The sequence below is a fragment of the Massilia litorea genome, assembly GCF_015101885.1.
Lineage (GTDB): Bacteria > Pseudomonadota > Gammaproteobacteria > Burkholderiales > Burkholderiaceae_D > Telluria > Telluria litorea.
Window position 1 is genome coordinate 918,882 of sequence record NZ_CP062941.1, and the last position, 15,436, is coordinate 934,317.

Below are 15,436 nucleotides of genomic sequence, written 5' to 3' on the forward strand. Positions count from 1 at the left end.
CTTAGGCTCCCAACGCATACTGAATGATGTTCACCGCAAAACGGGTATTGTCGACCGCGAGAAACCGTTTGTTCCGGAAGTCGTAATCCCACTCGCAGCCGTAGTCCTTGTTCGAGTACAGCACCCGCACCCTGCCGCCGATCTCGATCGCTTTTAGATATTCGTGCACCAGGTCGTCGCCCCAGCCGTTCAGCTCCACCGAGGTGTTCGGCGGACCGTCGAATTTGAAGAAGCTCGAATACACGGGATGGTTATTCGGGATCTTGCGCAGCGCCGAGCCGCCGAAGATCTTCGCCATCTCGGCCTCGAAGGATTTCGCGAACAGGCCGTCGATATCGTGGTTGCAGTCGTCCACAAAAACGAAGCCGCCGCCGCGCACGTAGCGCTCGAAGTTCTTGCGCTCGGCGGGCGTGAACTGCACCAGCTTGTGTCCGGCCAGGTAGCAGAACGGCGCCTCCAGCACCTTCGGATCGGACAGCGCGATCATCCGCTCGGCCGGATCCACCTTCAGGGTGGTGTACTCGACCAGCGAATTGAGCACGTTGCTGGGCATGCGGATGTCCACATCCCAGTCGCCCGACTCGTACAGCAGGCGGGTGAAGTAAAAATCATAACGTGCCATCACCGAGCCGCCATCTACACCGCGTCGGACAGCGAAGTAAAGTTAAAGTCGCGCACCTTCATCGGCGGCAGCACCATCTGGTAGGGCACCTCGTCGCCGCCGATCACGACCGGCTTGCCGAGTTCCTCGACGTTGTTCAGGATCGTCACCGGGCTCTCGTTGAAACGGAAGTTCTTGATCGGGTACTTGATCTTGCCGTTCTCGACATAGAAGGTGCCGTCGCGCGTCAGGCCCGTCAGCAGCAGCGATTGCGGGTCGACCATGCGGATGTACCAGGTGCGGGTCACGACCACGCCCTTCTTGGTCGAGGCGATCAGCTCTTCCAGCGACTTCGAACCGCCGGCCATGATCATGTTGCCGTGGCCGGCCGTCGGGGCGACGCCCTTCTTCTGCGCCCAGTAGCGCGAATAGTCGAGCGAGGCGATGCGGCCGTTCTTGATGATGTCGGTACGCTGGCGCGCCAGGCCCGACTGGCCGTCCCAGGGCGCGACCGGCACGTCCGGATTCCACGGGTCGGCCCAGACGTTGATCTGTTCGTCGAACAGTTTATCGCCCAGCCGGTTCTTGCCGCCGGCCTTGGTCAGGAAACTGCGGCCCTCGTCGGCGTCGCGCGCCTCGAAGCTGCCGAACATATTGCCCAGCACTTCGGAGGTGGCGGCCGGCTCCAGGATCACCGTGTAGCGGCCCGGCTCCAGCGCTTTCGCATCGACCGAGCGCAGCGCCTTTTCGATGGCGACGCCGGCCGCTTCGCGCGCGTCGAAACGGCGCGCATCGGTGGCCGAGCGCGTGACCCAGCCCGAGCCGCGTCCGTCTTCGGTGCGCACGGTGCAGGTGTAGGCGAGATCGGTCGACTCCTGGAAGCCGAACACGCCGTTCGAATTGGCGATCGCTTCGAAGCGCTTGCCGTCGTTGAAGAAGCCGGCCGCGACCAGGCCAGCCTTCTTCGCCGCCTCGATGCTGTAGGCCGCGACTTGCGCGCGGTACTCGGGATCGATGTCGGCGGTGGCGCGCGCAAAGGTCGGCGTCGCCTTGTATTCCTGCTTGCCCACGGCCGGCATGAATTCCGGGTTTTCCGGCGCCAGGCGCGCCAGCTCCTCGGCGCGGCGCACCGCCTTTTCGAGCGACTTGTCGTCGAACTCGTTCAGGCGCGCGATGCCGGCCTTCTTGCCGAAGGCGACGCGCACCGTCAATTGCATGTCCTCGTTCAGGCCCGCGGTCGAGATGCTGTTGCGCGCGAAGCGCACGTTGCCCTCGCGCTTCCCGTCGATCGAGACACTGCATTCGTCGGCCTTCGAGAATCCGATCACGCGGTCGCAGATGCGTTTTGCTTCTTCCTGGTTCAGCTGTTTCATCGTCTTTTTCCTTAACCGATCTTGCGGGCGGTGTTGATCACGTTGATGCCGTTGAAGCGCGTCGTGCTCGAGCCATGCGAAACCGCGCTGACCTGGCTCGGCTGGCCTTTGCCGTCGAAGAAGGAGCCGCCCATGCGCCAGTCGCGCTCGTCGCAGATGGCGCTGCAGGCGTTCCAGAATTCCTGGGTGTTCGACTGGTAGGCCACATCCTCCAGCGGATTGGTGATCTTGCCGTTCCTGATTTCGTAGAACAGCGTGCCGCCGAACTGGAAGTTGTAGCGCTGCTGGTCGATCGAATACGACCCGCGGCCGACGATATAGATGCCCTTCTTGACGTCCTTGACCATGTCGTCCGGCGTCAGGCGTGCCTTGCCGGCGGCCAGCGATACGTTCGGCATGCGCTGGAACTGCACGTTGCTCCACGAGTCCGCGTAGGAGCAGCCATGCGATTCCTTCTCGCCGATGATGTGGGCCTGGTCGCGCGTGGCCTGGTAATTCACCAGCACGCCGTCCCTGATGATGTCCCATTGTTTGGCGCGCACGCCTTCGTCGTCGTATCCGATCAGGCCCAGGGAACCCGGGGTCGTGCGGTCGGCGATGAAATTCACGCGCTCGGAGCCGAACTTGAAATTCTTTGACTGCCATTTGTCGAGCGTGGCGAAACTGGTGCCGGCGTAGTTGGCCTCAAAGCCGAGCACGCGGTCCAGTTCCGTCGGGTGGCCGACGGCTTCGTGGATGGTCAGGAACAGGTGTTCCGGCGCCAGCACCAGGTCGTATTTGCCCGGCTCGACCGATTTCGCGCTCAGCTTCTCGCGTGCCTGCTTGCCGGCCAGGCGCGCGTCCTCGATCACGTCGTACGATTTCGTGTAGAGCGTGGTCACGCCGCCGGCGGCTTTTACCTTGTCCTGCGCGCGCACGTCGAAGTATTCGTAGCCCATGCTCACCGGTGCGCCGAGTCCGCCGCGCGAGCGGAATTTACCGGTTGCCTTGTCGACGGCGGTGGCGTTGATCGGCGCCCACAGACGGTGGATGTCCTGGTCGATGTAGGAGCCGTCGGTCGAGGCGAAATATTTTTGTTGGTTGATCTGAAAGAGGTTCGCCGTCATGAAGCTGGCGCCTGCCTCCAGGCCGGCTTTATTCGCCGCGATCAGCATCTCGGCCTTGTCCTTTACGGGAACGGCGCGCCAGTCCTTCTTGATCGGCGTGGCCCAGGCGACCTCGCCCACGCCTTTGACGGGCGCCAGCTGCACCGGCTCGGTCTGCAGTTTGGCATTGGCTTTCGCAATCGCCACGGCCTGGCGTGCCGCGGCTGCCACGGCGTCCGGGTTCATGCTGTTGGTGGCGGCAAAACCATAGGCGCCGCCGGCGATCACGCGCACGCCGATGCCGGTCGATTCGGTGTTCGTGATGTTCTCGACGTTCAGGTCGCGCGTCGTGATGAACTGGTTCAGGTAGCGGCCGATGCGCACGTCGCAGTAGGAGGCGCCGGCCTGCGTCGCCGCGTTCAGGGCGGCGTCGGCCAGGGCCTTCTTGAAGCTGAGCGCCATCGGGTTCAGCAGCTCTTCGGCGGCGATCGCGTTGCCGAAGACCGGCACGAGCATGGCGCCCGCCGTGCCGGCGCCGATTTTGAGGAAGCTACGTCGTTCCATTCTGTCTCCAATTACTATGCACGTGTGCATAACGTAGGGTGCACACCGGCCAACGCATATGCCGTCGGCCGCGGGCCGTTTCTTTACACCGCGTCCGACAGCGACGTGAAATTAAAATCCCTGACCTTCATCGCCGGAATCACCATCGGATTCGGCCCCTCGTCGCCACCGAGCACCACCGGCGTGCCGATCTCCTCGATATTGTTGAGCATCGTGACCGGACTCTCGTTGAAGCGGAAGTTTTTAATGGGGTGCTTGATCTTGCCGTTCTCGATATAGAAGGTGCCGTCGCGCGTCAGGCCCGTCAGCAGGACCGATTGCGGGTCGACCATGCGGATGTACCAGGTGCGGGTGACCAGCACGCCCTTCTTGGTATTCGCGATCAGCTCCGCCGTCGATTTATTCGTGCCGCCCATGATGATGTTGCCCGGGCTGCCGACCGGACGTACCCCCTTCTGTTTGGCCCAGAACAGCGAGTAGTCGAGTGCGGCGATGCGGCCGTCCTTGATCAGGTCCTGGCGTTCGCGCGGCAGCATGGTGTCGTCCCATGGCAGCACCGGCACGTCCGGGTTCCAGGGGTCGGCCCAGATATTCACCTGCTGGTCGAACAGTTTATCTCCCAGGCGGTTCTTGCCGCCGGCCTTCGACAGGAAGCTGCGGCCCTCATCGGCGCGGCGTGCATCAAAACCGTTCATCATGTAGTTCAGCAGGTCGCTGGTGGCGGCCGGCTCGAGGATGACGGTATAACGGCCCGGTTCCAGCGCTTTCGCATCGACCGAGCGCAGCGCCTTTTCGATGGCGACATCTGCCGCTTCGCGCGGGTCGAAACGCGCCAGGTCGCGCGCCGAGCGCTTGACCCAGCCCGAACCGCGGCCGTCTTCGGTGCGGATGGTGCAGGTGAAATCGAGCGAAGTCAGGGCCTGGTGGCCGAACACGCCGTTCGAATTGGCGATGGTCTCGAACGAGGTCGAGTCGGTGAGGAAGCCGGCGGCGACCAGGCCCTTCTTGCGGCAGGCCTCGATGCTGTAGGCGGCCGCCTGGGCGCGGATCTCGGGGTCGATGTCGGCGGTCTTCTGGACGAAGGTGTTCGAGGTCTTGAATGGCGACCTGGCGACGGCCGGCATGAATTCCGGGTTTTCCGGCGCCAGGCGCGCCAGGTCTTCCGCGCGGCGCACGACTTTTTCCAGCGACTTGTCGTCGAACTCGTTGATGGTCGCCGTGCCCTGGCGCTTGCCGAAGGCAACGCGCACGGTAATCGCCGTGTCGTCGATCAGGCCGGCCGTCGACACGGCGTTGCGCGCGAAGCGGATGTTGCCGTTGCGCTTGCCGCCGATGGTGACGATGCACTCGTCCGCTTTCGACAGCGACAGCACGCGGTCGCAGATGCGTTTCGTTTGGTCCTGGGTCAGGATGGTCATGAATGTCCTTAGCCGATCTTGCGGGCGGTGTTGATCACGTTGATGCCGTTGAAGCGCGCGGTCGAGGAACCGTGCGAGACGATGCTGATCTGCGGCGGCTGGCCCTTGCCGTCGAAGAAGGAGCCGCCCATGCGCCAGTCCTTCTCGTCGCAGATGCCGGCGCAGGCGCTCCAGAATTCCTGGGTGTTGGCCTGGTAGGCCACGTCTTCCAGCATCTGCCCGATCTTGCCGTCCTTGATTTCGTAGAACAGCTGGCCGCCGAACTGGAAGTTGTAGCGCTGCTGGTCGATCGAGAAGGAACCGTCGCCGACGATATAGATGCCCTTCTTGATCCCCTTGACCATCTCGTCCGGGCTCATCTTCTTCGTACCCGCCTTCAGCGAGACGTTCGGCATGCGCTGGAACTGCACATTGCTCCACGAGTCAGCGTACGAGCAGCCGTGCGATTCCTTCTCGCCGATGATGTGGGCCTGGTCGCGCGTGGCCTGGTAGTTGACCAGGATGCCGTCCTTGATGATGTTCCACTCCTTGCAGCGCACGCCTTCGTCGTCGTAGCCGACCGCGCCGAGCGAACCCGGGGTCGTCTTGTCGGCGACGATGTTCACCAGCGGCGAGCCGTACTTGAAATTCTTCGACTGCCATTTATCGAGCGTGGCGAAACTGGTGCCGGCGTAGTTGGCTTCGTAGCCGAGCACGCGGTCCAGCTCCGTGGGGTGGCCGACCGATTCGTGGATCGTCAGGAACAGGTGTTCCGGCGAGAGCATCAGGTCGTACTTGCCAGGGGTGACCGATTTCGCGGTGAGTTTGCGCTTGGCGTCGCGCCCGGCCGCGCGCGCATCCTCGATCATGTCGTAAGACTGCGTGTAGAGCGTGGCGACGCCGCCGGCGGCCTTGATCTTGTGCTCGGGACGCGCGTCCAGGTATTCGTAGCCCATGCCGACCGGGCTACCCAAGCCGTTACGCGAGCGGAACTTGCCGCTCGCCTTGTCGACGGCGGTCGCGTTAAAGGGTGCCCACAGGCGGTGCAGGTCCTGGTCGATGTAGGAACCGTCGGTCGACGCGAAATACTTCTGCTGGTTCACCTGGAACAGCATCGACTGCATGAAGTTGGCGCCGTTGTCCATGCCGGCCTTGTTCGCGGCGATCAGCAGCTCGGCCTTGTCCTTGATCGGCACCGTGCGCCAGTCCTTTTTGTACGGCGTCGCCCAGCTTACCTCGCCCACGCCTTTGACGGGTGCCAGCTGTACCGGTTCGGTCTGCAGTCTGGCGTTGGCCTTGGCGATCGCGACGGCCTGGCGCGCCGCGTTGGCGATGCCGTCCGGCGTCATGTCGGAGGTGGCGGCGAAGCCGTAGGCGCCGTTGCAGATCACGCGCACGCCGACGCCGGCCGATTCCGTGTTGACGACATTTTCCACGTTCAGGTCGCGCGTGGTGACGAACTGGTTCAGGTAGCGCCCGATGCGCACGTCGCAGTAGGACGCGCCGGCCTTGGTGGCGGCGTTGAGCGCGGTGTCGGCCAGCGCTTTCTTGGCCGCGACGGCCATGGGACTGAGCAGTTCTTCGGCCGCGATCGCACGCCCGGCAACCGGGATGAGCATCGAACCGAATACCAGGGTGCTGATGTTGAGGAAGGTACGACGTTCCATTCTGTCTCCTGAATTCAACCTGCGTCTTGGGGCGGCGCGCACACCGGCACTGCCGCGTATGTATATGTATTCCTCGGTACTTCCTCGCGCTGGAACGCGCGGCAAACCGTTCAACATTATCAGTAACTCAAGCGTTTGAATAGGCAATCTTCATACCAGCCGCAGTGCTGCACAGCAGGCGGTCTTTGCGCGTATTGACAGCGTCCGCAGGGTGTCCGGCTGTCCGCCGCGGACACGCGGCGGACAGTACATACGCGGGACAAGCCACTGGATTCGCTTGACTGCAAGGGTTGCTTGTTCGATCATCGGCGCGGCGGCAACGGCACCGGCCGGCGGCCCCTTACCACAACGGAGATTCCATGAAACGACTGATCCTCGCCGCCTTGTTGGCCGTGAGCGCAGCAGGCGCAGCCAGTGCAGCCCCGGCCGACGACGCCCTGAAAGCCGCCATCGCCGCCGAACACCGCGCGGACAACGCCAAACGCGACGTGTACCGCCATCCGTACGAGACCCTGAGCTTCTTCGGCATCAAGCCGACCATGACGGTGGTGGAACTGGTGCCGGGCGGCGGCTGGTACACCGAGATCCTGGCGCCCTACCTGCGCGACAAGGGCAAGTACATCGGCGCCGGCCAGGCACCCGACAAGAAGGGCGGCCTGGCCTTGCGCGCCAAACTCGATGCGAATCCGGGCTTGTACGGCAAGGCCGCCACCGCCGTGTTCGAGCCGCCCAGCCGTTACGAGATCGCGCCGGCGGGCAGCGTCGACATGGTCCTCACCTTCCGCAACCTGCACAACTGGGTCGGCGACGGCGACGAAGCGGTGCGCACCACCTTCAAGGAGATCTACAAGGTGCTGAAGCCGGGCGGCGTCCTGGGCCTGGTCGACCATCGCCTGCCCGTCTCCATGAAGCAGGACGACAAGGCCTCGAGCGGCTATGTGCACGAGGCCTATGTGATCAAGATGGCCGAGAGCGCAGGTTTCAAACTGGCCGGCAAATCCGAGGTGAACGCCAATCCGAAGGACAAGGCGGATCACGAAAAAGGCGTGTGGACGCTGCCGCCGGTGTTGGCGAACAAGGACAAGGACCGCGAGAAGAATCTGGCGATCGGAGAAAGCGACCGGATGACGCTCAAGTTTGTGAAGCAGTAATCGTCATGGTGGGCACGGGGCGCCCACCATGCAAAACGGGCCGCGTCGAGCGGCCCGTTTTCTTTTACAGCTTCGCCTTCTGCTTCACCGGCGTGAACAGCAAGTCGTGAAAATCGTAGCTGAAGTCGGTCTCACTGGACACCGCCTTCATTTTGACGTGCTCGATGCTGCCGTCGTAGTCGAGCGCGAAGGTGACGTAGGCGTCGGCGTTGAAATTGCGCTCCTTCCAGCGCACGATGAAGGTGTCGTGCTGGAAGTGCTCCATTTCGCCCGTCAAATCAGGCGTGCGCGCAAACGACATGATGAGCTTCCTGCCGTCGCGCTTGATCGTCATCGGGCCGTACCACGGATCGCTGTACTGGCCTTCGTAGGCGTCCAGCGCCAGCGACGGTTTCGACGCGGCGACGCGCGTGGCCGAGGTCTTCTTCAGGCGCGCCAGTTCTTCGGCGTGCTTGCGGTCTTCGTCGTCGGCGATCAGCTTGATCCAGTCGGTCGGCGCGCTGCCGGTCATGTACTGGTCGAGCAGGCGGTATTGCAGCGCGTTGAGGGCGCCGCCGCTCTCCGCATTGGTCAGGATGGCGATGCCCAGTTTCGATTCCGGCACCAGCAGTACGCGCGAATAAAAGCCCTGCAGCGCACCGCCGTGGTTCGCCACCAGTTGGCCCTTGTAGTCGCGCAGCTGGAAGCCCAGGCCATAGGCCAGGAAATTTGGTTTCACCGGCGCCAATGGCCCCTTCGGCTGGCCGATCTTGATCGGCGTCTGCGCGGTCCACATCTCGCGCGACTGCGCTTCGCTGAACAGGCGCAGCTCCTTGCCGTCGGCGCCTTTTACTCCCTCGACACGGCCGCCGTCGAGCAGCACCTTCATCCACTTCGCGATGTCTTCGGCGCTGGTGTTGATGCCGACCGCGCCGACCGCATTATTCACCGGCATCGACTTGACGGCGGCGATCTTGTCGTTGATCTTGCTGTGCGCGTTCGAGGCGTTCGGGTTGGCCGCGCTCTCCGCCAGGCTGGTGGTGGTCGTGTTCATGCCGACCGGTTTCAAAATACGCTCGCGCACCGTGTCGCCCCAGGATTTACCCGACTTCTGGGCGATGATCTTGCCGGCCACGATATACAGCAGGTTGTCGTAGGCGTAGCTGCTGCGGAAGCTGGTCGCCGGCTTTACGTAGCGCAGGCGCTCGATGATTTCGTCGGTCGTAAAATTCGTGGTCGGCCACCACAGCAGGTCGCCCGCGCCGAGTCCCAGGCCGCTGCGGTGGGTCAGCAGGTCGCGCACGGTCATCTCGCGCGTGACATACGGGTCCCACATCTGGAAGTCCGGGAGGTGTTTGACGACCGGGTCGTCCCATTTCAGTTTGCCTTCGTCGACCAGCATCGCCAGTGCGGCGGCCGTAAACGCTTTCGAGTTGGAGGCGATCTCGAACAGGGTCTGGCCGTCGACTTTTGTCGGCGCGCCGAGTTTACGGACACCGAAGCCCTGCGCGGCGACGACCTTGCCGTCCTTGACGACGGCGATCGCGATGCCCGGCACGTCGAAGGCTTTCATGACGCGCGTGACGTCCTGTTCGAGGTCGAAGGCAGGGACGGCGACAGGCGCCGCGGTCGGCACCGCGGCGGGCGCCTCGGAGGCGTAGGCCGCGCTGGCGGAAAACGCGATCAGGATCGCGGCTGCAATGCGTTTCATCTGTTGCACTCTTCGGTTCCTTTACTGTTTGACCATCTGCTTGTCGACACTGCTTTGCGTCTCTGGATGGTAGCGCTCGCGCGCCGCCTTGTACACGTTCTCCGCCCAGGCACGGTCCTCGTCATTCGCGCGCAGCGCCGTGTACAGGGGCACCACGAACTTCTGGCGGCCGACGCTCATCAGGAAGGCCTGCATGTGCGGGCGCACCTCGCGGTAGCCGGCGTGCGCGGCGGCGCGGTAGAAGCGGAAAGCGACTTCGTTGTTGCCGCTCTTCGCCAGGCCGTAGGCGGCGTCGAGTTCTTTCAACCTGGCGGCGTCGGCCTTGCTGTCGATGTCGTTCAAGAATTTCATCCACTCGAGCGCGGTCCAGTCCCTGGTGTCGAGTTTCGACGTCGGCAGATCGCCTTTCAGCCAGCTTGCCGTGGTCGCATCGAGCGCCACCAGGCGCTGCGACTTCGCATGCCGCGCGCTGGCCGGGATGCCGGCACCATGCAACCACTCGTCCAGCTCCGCCTCGCTCATCACCTGCGGGTGCTTCGCCAGCAGCTCGGTGCGCAGGTAGTCGACGAACTGTTCGGTCGTCACGCTCTGGAAGGCATGGCCGTCGAACCAGCCGCGGAGAAAAGGATCGAAGACGGCACGGCCGGCGCGTTCTTCGAGGGTGCGCAGAAGCCAGGCGCCCTTCGGATAGGCCAGGCCTTCGTCGGTATAGGTGCTGGAGGTGGTGTCCGGGTCGCGCGCGAGCAGCGCCTGCTTGTCGACCGGGATCTCCTTGAGCGACTCGATCGCCTCTTCCTGCTCGAGCTGCAGGTTCATGGTCGCGACCTCCTGACCATAGAGCTTTTCCAGGATGCGCGTCGTCACATAGGTCGTGAACCCTTCGTTCAGCCACCAGTGCTTCCACGAGGCGTTGGTGACCAGGTTGCCCGACCAGCTGTGCGCCAGTTCGTGGGCGATCAGGTCGACCAGGCTGCGGTCGCCCGCGATCATGGTGGGCGTCAGGAAGGTCAGGCGCGGGTTCTCCATGCCGCCGATCGGGAAGGAAGGCGGCAGCACCAGCATGTCGTAGCGCCCCCAGCGATACGGGCCATACAGCGATTCGGCGGCGGCGACCATCTTTTCGGTGTCGGCCAGCTCATAGGCCGCGGCCTCGATGCGTTTCGGTTCGGCGTAGACGCCGGTGCGTCCGCCCAGCGTGCGCGCTTCCAGTTCGCCGATGCCGATCGCCAGCAGATACGAGGGAATCGGCTGCGGCATGCTGAACTTCCAGCCACCTTTACCCGTTGCCTTCGGATCGTTATCGGCGCTCATGACCACGCGCAGGCCCTCGGGTGCCTCGATGCGCGCCGTGTAAGTAAAACGCACCGAGGGCGTGTCCTGCACCGGCGCCCAGGAACGGGCGTTGATCGTTTCCGACTGGCTGAACATGAAGGGACGCTTGCCGGACAGGGTCTGCGCCGGCGTGAGCCACTGCAGGGCGCTGGCGGTGGGCGCGGTGCGATAGTAGATGCGGACCTGCGGCGCCTGCCGTGGCAGGTCGATGTGCAGGGCCTGGCCCTTCTCGGCGTCGAACTTGTCGAGCGTGTAGCGCACGGGCGCCCAGCGTCCATGTGCATCGAGCGCTTCGATCTTCGAGATCGCCAGCTCGCGCGTGTCCAGGTCGAGGCGGCGCGCGGCTTTATCCAGCCAGTCGAGCGTCAGGACGGCGTGGCCGGCCAGCGTCTTTTTCGTAAAATCGGCTTTCAGGTCGAGGTGCAGGGCGCGCGTTTTTACCTGGTCGTAGTTGGCGTAGCTCAGCGGGTCGAGGGCGAAAGCTGTGGCGCCGTGCAGGCCGAGGATGGCGCAGGCGGCGGCGCGCAGGAGGGTAAGAGTGTGCATGTGATGAATGGCTGAGCGGAGAGGCGCGAGCAGAATAGCACTTTCATAGAGGCCGCGAAAGCGCGCCTTTACTGACGGCCGTTGTGTGTATTGACGCGCTGCGGATGTGCGGACTCTGCTATGATCCGCGCTCTGCTTAACCTGCCTTATCCGCTGCTCCCTATGGATGCCTTTCTTGTCGCAACCGGCATCGTCGCCCTCGCCGAAATCGGCGACAAGACGCAGCTCCTCGCCTTCCTGCTCGCCGCCCGTTTCCGCCGCCCGCTGCCGATTATCCTCGGCATCTTCGTCGCCACCCTGCTGAACCACGCCTTTGCCGCCGCCGTCGGCGCGCTGGTGAGCGAACTGCTGGGACCATCCGTGATGCGCTGGGTGCTGGGCCTGTCCTTCCTCGCCATGGCGATCTGGGCCCTGATCCCCGATCACGTCGACGAAGCCGATGCGGCGCTGCCGAAACTGGGCGTGTTCATGACGACCCTGCTCGCCTTTTTCCTGGCCGAGATGGGCGACAAGACGCAGGTGGCGACCGTGGCATTGGCGGCGCGTTATACGGAAATCGCGGCGGTGGTGGCCGGGACCACGCTGGGGATGATGATCGCGAACGTGCCGGCCGTGCTGTTCGGGGAGCGGATCGCGAACAAGATTCCGCTCGGGCTGGTGCACGGGATCGCGGCCGTCATCTTCATGGGGCTGGGGATGGCCACGCTGATGGGGGCGGGTAATGGCTACGGGTTTTAGCTGTAGTAAAACCTGTGGCAAGATCAGCGCGTTCTAAAGCGGATCTGGTGCGTATCAACGCGTGTGCACGAGTGCCCACCCTACGTTACGCAACTGCCAACGTGTCAACTGACGTAGGGTGGGCTCTCGAGCCCACGCGTTGACGGACGCATGAAAACCCTTACCGCCAGCGCGTCATCCACTGATCGTAGAACCCCAAATCGCGCGGCACCGCGCCGGGGATCGCGCAGATCGCGCCGGCGAATTCGTTGGCGCGCGCCAGCGTCAGCTCGAGCGGCCAGCCGCGCGCGCGGCCCAGCAGGAAGATCGCCGAGAACGCATCCCCTGCGCCGACCGTGTCGATGACGAAGGGGGGAGAAGGCGCGTCGCGGGTGTCGAGCGTGACGCCGCCGGCGCCGAAGTAGACCGAGCCGCGGTGGCCCAGCGTGACGATCAGCGCCTCCAACCCGAACATCTGCAGCAGCGCCGCGCAGGCGGAGCGCGTTTCGCCGGCCGCCATCGGCGGGTCGTTCGGCCCCAATTGAAAATACCAGCCGAACAGGGCCTGCAGCTCGTCTTCGTTGAGTTTGACGATGTCGGCCGCGTGCAGCGCGTCGGCGACGATTTTTTCGTCGACCTGGCCGTCGCGCAGGTTCAGGTCGAGGTAGCGGGTGGCGCTTGTCGCCGACAGCAAGGCTTTGAGGGTGCCGCGCGAACGCTCGCCGCGCTGGGCCAGGGTGCCGAAATACAGGATGCCGGCGTCGACCGTCTTCACAGCCGCCAGCGCTTCTTCGCGCCCGATGTAGTCGTAGGCCTGGTTGGGCACGATGACGAAGCGGTGCCCTTTCGCGCCGCGCTCGACGATGACGCGGCCGGTTTCCTCGATCGTGTCACGCTGCAGGCCGGCCTGCGACATCGCGAAGCGCTCGAATTCGGCCCGGATCGTCTCGCCGTTGTGGTCGGCGCCGATGCGGGTGATCATCAGTTGCGGCGCCATGAAGGCGGCCAGGTGGCGCGCGACATTGAAGGGCGCGCCGCCGACGATCTGTTCGGTCGCGAAATCGTCGACCAGGGACTCGCCGAAGACGAGCGTCGTCAGCGCGCCGCTCATCCTTCGAACGGCGCCGTGTCGCGGAAGGAGGCGCGTTCGGCCAGCTTGTCGTGCAGCTTCGCCAGGTTCGGATAGTCGTCGCGCCAGGCGATGTCCGGGAAGCGGAAGGCCAGCCAGCCAAGTGCGCAGCCGACGGCGACGTCGGCCAGCGTATACGACTTGCCCATGCAGAAAGGCTGCTCGCCGAGTTTTTCCGCCATCACGGCCAGGCCCGCATGCACCTTGCCCAGCTGGCGTGCCATCCACTGCGGGCTCTGCTGCTCTTGCGGGCGCAGCGTCTTTTCCAGGCGCACCAGCACGGCCGCGTCGAGTACGCCGTCGGCCAGCGCCTCCCACACTTTGACGTCGGCGCGGTCGCGTCCGTTGCCGTTGGCCGGCAGCAGCTTGCACACGGGCGTGAGCGTATCGAGGTATTCGGCGATCACGCGCGAATCGTAGAGGGCGCTGCCGTCTTCCATGACCAGGCAGGGCACCTTGCCCAGCGGGTTGGAAAGGTGGACCTGGGTCTCGGCGGCCCACACGTTGTCGAGCTCAAAGGAATAATCGAGCTTCTTTTCCGCCATGACGACGCGGACCTTGCGCACATAGGGACTGGTGTTCGAACCGATGAGTTTCATAGATGCTCGGAAAGAGGAATTTAATATGAGTATAACATCGGCCCGGCTGGCAAAAACGGCCGTGGGGGCTCGTTTCGCTGTGGCGGCCACAAAGACCGATATCGGCTCCGGTGGTAAAATCCGCGTTTTTGCACGGACCGCCCGCCATGACCGCTACCGCCCCACTCTCCTCCCTGTCGGCCCTGTCGCCGCTCGACGGCCGTTACGCGGCCAAGACCGACAAGCTGCGCCCGATCCTGTCCGAAGCCGGCTTCATGCACCACCGCGTCAAAGTTGAAATCGCCTGGCTGCAGGCGCTGGCGCAGGCAGGTTTTAGCGAGATCAAGCCGTTCTCCGCAGAAGCGAGCGCTCACCTTGACGCCATGGCGGCGAATTTCAGCGAAAGCGACGCCGCCCGCATCAAGGAAATCGAGGCGGTCACCAACCACGACGTGAAGGCGGTCGAGTACTGGCTCAAGGAGCAAGTCAAGGATGTGCCGGAGCTGGTGGCGGCAAGCGAGTTCATCCACTTCGGCTGCACCTCGGAAGACATCAACAACACCAGCCACGGCATGATGCTGAAAGCCGCGCGCGATACCGTGATGCTGCCGGCCCTGCAGGCGATCGTCGCCAAGCTCACCGAGATCGCGCACACCAACGCGGCGCTGCCGATGCTCTCGCGCACCCACGGCCAGACGGCCAGCCCGACCACCCTTGGTAAAGAATTTGCCAACGTCGTCGCGCGCCTGCAGCGTGCAGTAAAACGGATCGCCGACGTCGACATCCTCGGCAAGATGAACGGCGCGGTCGGCAACTACAACGCCCACCTGTCGGCCTACCCCGGCTTCGACTGGCCGGCCTTCTCGAAGGACGTGATCGAGTCGCGGCTTGGCTTAACGTTTAATCCGTACACCATCCAGATCGAGCCGCACGACTACATGGCCGAGATGTTCGATGCGATTGCCCGCGCGAACACCATCCTGCTCGACCTGAACCGCGACATCTGGACCTATGTCTCGCTGGGCTATTTCAAGCAGAAGCTGAAGGCGGGCGAGATCGGTTCGTCGACCATGCCGCATAAAGTCAACCCGATCGACTTCGAGAATTCCGAAGGGAATCTGGGCCTGGCGAACGCCGTGCTGCGCCACATGGCCGACAAGCTGCCGGTCTCGCGCATGCAGCGCGACCTGACCGACTCGACGGTATTGCGCAACATCGGTGTCGGCTTCGGCTACGCCCTGCTCGCCTACGACAGCTGCCTGCGCGGCCTGAACAAGCTGGAAGTCAACGCGGCCAGGCTGGAAGCGGACCTCGATGCGAACTGGGAAGTGCTGGCCGAGCCGGTGCAGACCGTGATGCGCCGTTACGGCATCGAGAATCCCTACGAGCAGCTGAAGGAACTGACCCGCGGCAAGGGCATCACCAGGGAAGCGCTGCGCGAGTTCATCGGGACGCTGGCCGTGCCGCAGGAAGCGAAGAATTTGATGTTGCAGATGACGCCGGCGAATTACATCGGCCTGGCGGCGGAGCTGGCGAAGGCGATTTAAGCGTTCGCGATCCAGTGAGTCAACAGCCCGCGCCGGACATGGCGCGGGCTTTTTTTATT

General features: G+C 63.8%; 12 protein-coding genes. 3 read left to right on the forward strand and 9 right to left on the reverse strand.

The window, feature by feature from the left end:
- Window position 1: 1 nt before the first annotated feature.
- From LPB04_RS04120 to LPB04_RS04140, 5 genes are all read right to left on the reverse strand, one after another.
- Entirely contained in the window at window positions 2-622 is a 621-nt protein-coding gene (locus LPB04_RS04120) for a DUF4159 domain-containing protein (RefSeq protein WP_193687496.1), read from the reverse strand.
- A 14-nt stretch (window positions 623-636) separates the two neighbouring features.
- Window positions 637-1,974: a TldD/PmbA family protein gene (locus tag LPB04_RS04125; RefSeq protein WP_193687497.1), complete on the reverse strand. Its 1,338-nt coding sequence runs from the start codon at window positions 1,972-1,974 to the stop codon at window positions 637-639.
- A gap of 11 nt (window positions 1,975-1,985) precedes the next feature.
- Window positions 1,986-3,623: a TldD/PmbA family protein gene (locus LPB04_RS04130; protein ID WP_193687498.1), complete on the reverse strand. Its 1,638-nt coding sequence runs from the start codon at window positions 3,621-3,623 to the stop codon at window positions 1,986-1,988.
- Between the two features lie 83 nt (window positions 3,624-3,706).
- Window positions 3,707-5,041, reverse strand: coding sequence for a TldD/PmbA family protein (locus tag LPB04_RS04135; protein ID WP_193687499.1), 1,335 nt, complete (start codon window positions 5,039-5,041; stop codon window positions 3,707-3,709).
- An 8-nt stretch (window positions 5,042-5,049) separates the two neighbouring features.
- Window positions 5,050-6,687 carry a TldD/PmbA family protein gene (locus tag LPB04_RS04140; protein ID WP_193687500.1) on the reverse strand — a complete coding sequence of 546 codons (1,638 nt, stop codon included), beginning with the start codon at window positions 6,685-6,687 and terminating at the stop codon, window positions 5,050-5,052.
- A gap of 359 nt (window positions 6,688-7,046) precedes the next feature.
- Here LPB04_RS04140 and LPB04_RS04145 point away from each other — a divergent pair, with 359 nt between their 5' ends.
- Complete coding sequence (locus tag LPB04_RS04145) at window positions 7,047-7,838, forward strand: class I SAM-dependent methyltransferase (protein WP_193687501.1); 792 nt, start codon at window positions 7,047-7,049, stop codon at window positions 7,836-7,838.
- A gap of 64 nt (window positions 7,839-7,902) precedes the next feature.
- Here the strand turns inward: LPB04_RS04145 and LPB04_RS04150 are convergent, their stop codons facing one another.
- Together LPB04_RS04150 and LPB04_RS04155 are read right to left on the reverse strand one after the other, a co-directional pair.
- Entirely contained in the window at window positions 7,903-9,528 is a 1,626-nt protein-coding gene (locus LPB04_RS04150) for a serine hydrolase (protein WP_193687502.1), read from the reverse strand.
- Window positions 9,529-9,549: 21 nt separating this feature from the next.
- The gene (locus LPB04_RS04155) at window positions 9,550-11,406 is read right to left on the reverse strand and encodes a M1 family metallopeptidase (protein ID WP_193687503.1); all 1,857 of its coding nucleotides are present in this window, start codon (window positions 11,404-11,406) and stop codon (window positions 9,550-9,552) included.
- Window positions 11,407-11,568: 162 nt separating this feature from the next.
- Here LPB04_RS04155 and LPB04_RS04160 point away from each other — a divergent pair, with 162 nt between their 5' ends.
- Window positions 11,569-12,144 carry a TMEM165/GDT1 family protein gene (locus LPB04_RS04160; RefSeq protein WP_193687504.1) on the forward strand — a complete coding sequence of 192 codons (576 nt, stop codon included), beginning with the start codon at window positions 11,569-11,571 and terminating at the stop codon, window positions 12,142-12,144.
- Between the two features lie 160 nt (window positions 12,145-12,304).
- On the opposite strand, the gene LPB04_RS04165 is transcribed toward LPB04_RS04160, so the two are convergent.
- Together LPB04_RS04165 and LPB04_RS04170 are read right to left on the reverse strand one after the other, a co-directional pair.
- Window positions 12,305-13,234 (reverse strand): PfkB family carbohydrate kinase, encoded by a 930-nt coding sequence (locus LPB04_RS04165; RefSeq protein WP_193687505.1) that lies wholly within the window; start codon window positions 13,232-13,234, stop codon window positions 12,305-12,307.
- Window positions 13,231-13,851, reverse strand: a complete 621-nt coding sequence (locus tag LPB04_RS04170) for a glutathione S-transferase C-terminal domain-containing protein (RefSeq protein WP_193687506.1) — start codon at window positions 13,849-13,851, stop codon at window positions 13,231-13,233. The genes LPB04_RS04165 and LPB04_RS04170 overlap by 4 nt, the downstream gene beginning before the upstream one ends.
- Before the next feature lie 146 nt (window positions 13,852-13,997).
- Here LPB04_RS04170 and purB point away from each other — a divergent pair, with 146 nt between their 5' ends.
- Window positions 13,998-15,377 carry an adenylosuccinate lyase gene (gene purB, locus LPB04_RS04175; protein ID WP_193687507.1) on the forward strand — a complete coding sequence of 460 codons (1,380 nt, stop codon included), beginning with the start codon at window positions 13,998-14,000 and terminating at the stop codon, window positions 15,375-15,377.
- The last annotated feature ends 59 nt before the right edge of the window (window positions 15,378-15,436 follow it).

What these genes read in the sequence shown, in the direction of transcription:
- LPB04_RS04160 (WP_193687504.1), top strand. Translation starts at nt 11,569, where the DNA reads ATGGATGCCTTTCTTGTCGCAACCGGCATCGTCGCCCTCGCCGAAATC.
- LPB04_RS04140 (WP_193687500.1), bottom strand. Translation starts at nt 6,687, where the DNA reads ATGGAACGTCGTACCTTCCTCAACATCAGCACCCTGGTATTCGGTTCG.
- LPB04_RS04145 (WP_193687501.1), top strand. Translation starts at nt 7,047, where the DNA reads ATGAAACGACTGATCCTCGCCGCCTTGTTGGCCGTGAGCGCAGCAGGC.
- LPB04_RS04170 (WP_193687506.1), bottom strand. Translation starts at nt 13,851, where the DNA reads ATGAAACTCATCGGTTCGAACACCAGTCCCTATGTGCGCAAGGTCCGC.
- purB (WP_193687507.1), top strand. Translation starts at nt 13,998, where the DNA reads ATGACCGCTACCGCCCCACTCTCCTCCCTGTCGGCCCTGTCGCCGCTC.
- LPB04_RS04120 (WP_193687496.1), bottom strand. Translation starts at nt 622, where the DNA reads ATGGCACGTTATGATTTTTACTTCACCCGCCTGCTGTACGAGTCGGGC.
- LPB04_RS04150 (WP_193687502.1), bottom strand. Translation starts at nt 9,528, where the DNA reads ATGAAACGCATTGCAGCCGCGATCCTGATCGCGTTTTCCGCCAGCGCG.
- LPB04_RS04165 (WP_193687505.1), bottom strand. Translation starts at nt 13,234, where the DNA reads ATGAGCGGCGCGCTGACGACGCTCGTCTTCGGCGAGTCCCTGGTCGAC.
- LPB04_RS04130 (WP_193687498.1), bottom strand. Translation starts at nt 3,623, where the DNA reads ATGGAACGACGTAGCTTCCTCAAAATCGGCGCCGGCACGGCGGGCGCC.
- LPB04_RS04125 (WP_193687497.1), bottom strand. Translation starts at nt 1,974, where the DNA reads ATGAAACAGCTGAACCAGGAAGAAGCAAAACGCATCTGCGACCGCGTG.
- LPB04_RS04135 (WP_193687499.1), bottom strand. Translation starts at nt 5,041, where the DNA reads ATGACCATCCTGACCCAGGACCAAACGAAACGCATCTGCGACCGCGTG.
- LPB04_RS04155 (WP_193687503.1), bottom strand. Translation starts at nt 11,406, where the DNA reads ATGCACACTCTTACCCTCCTGCGCGCCGCCGCCTGCGCCATCCTCGGC.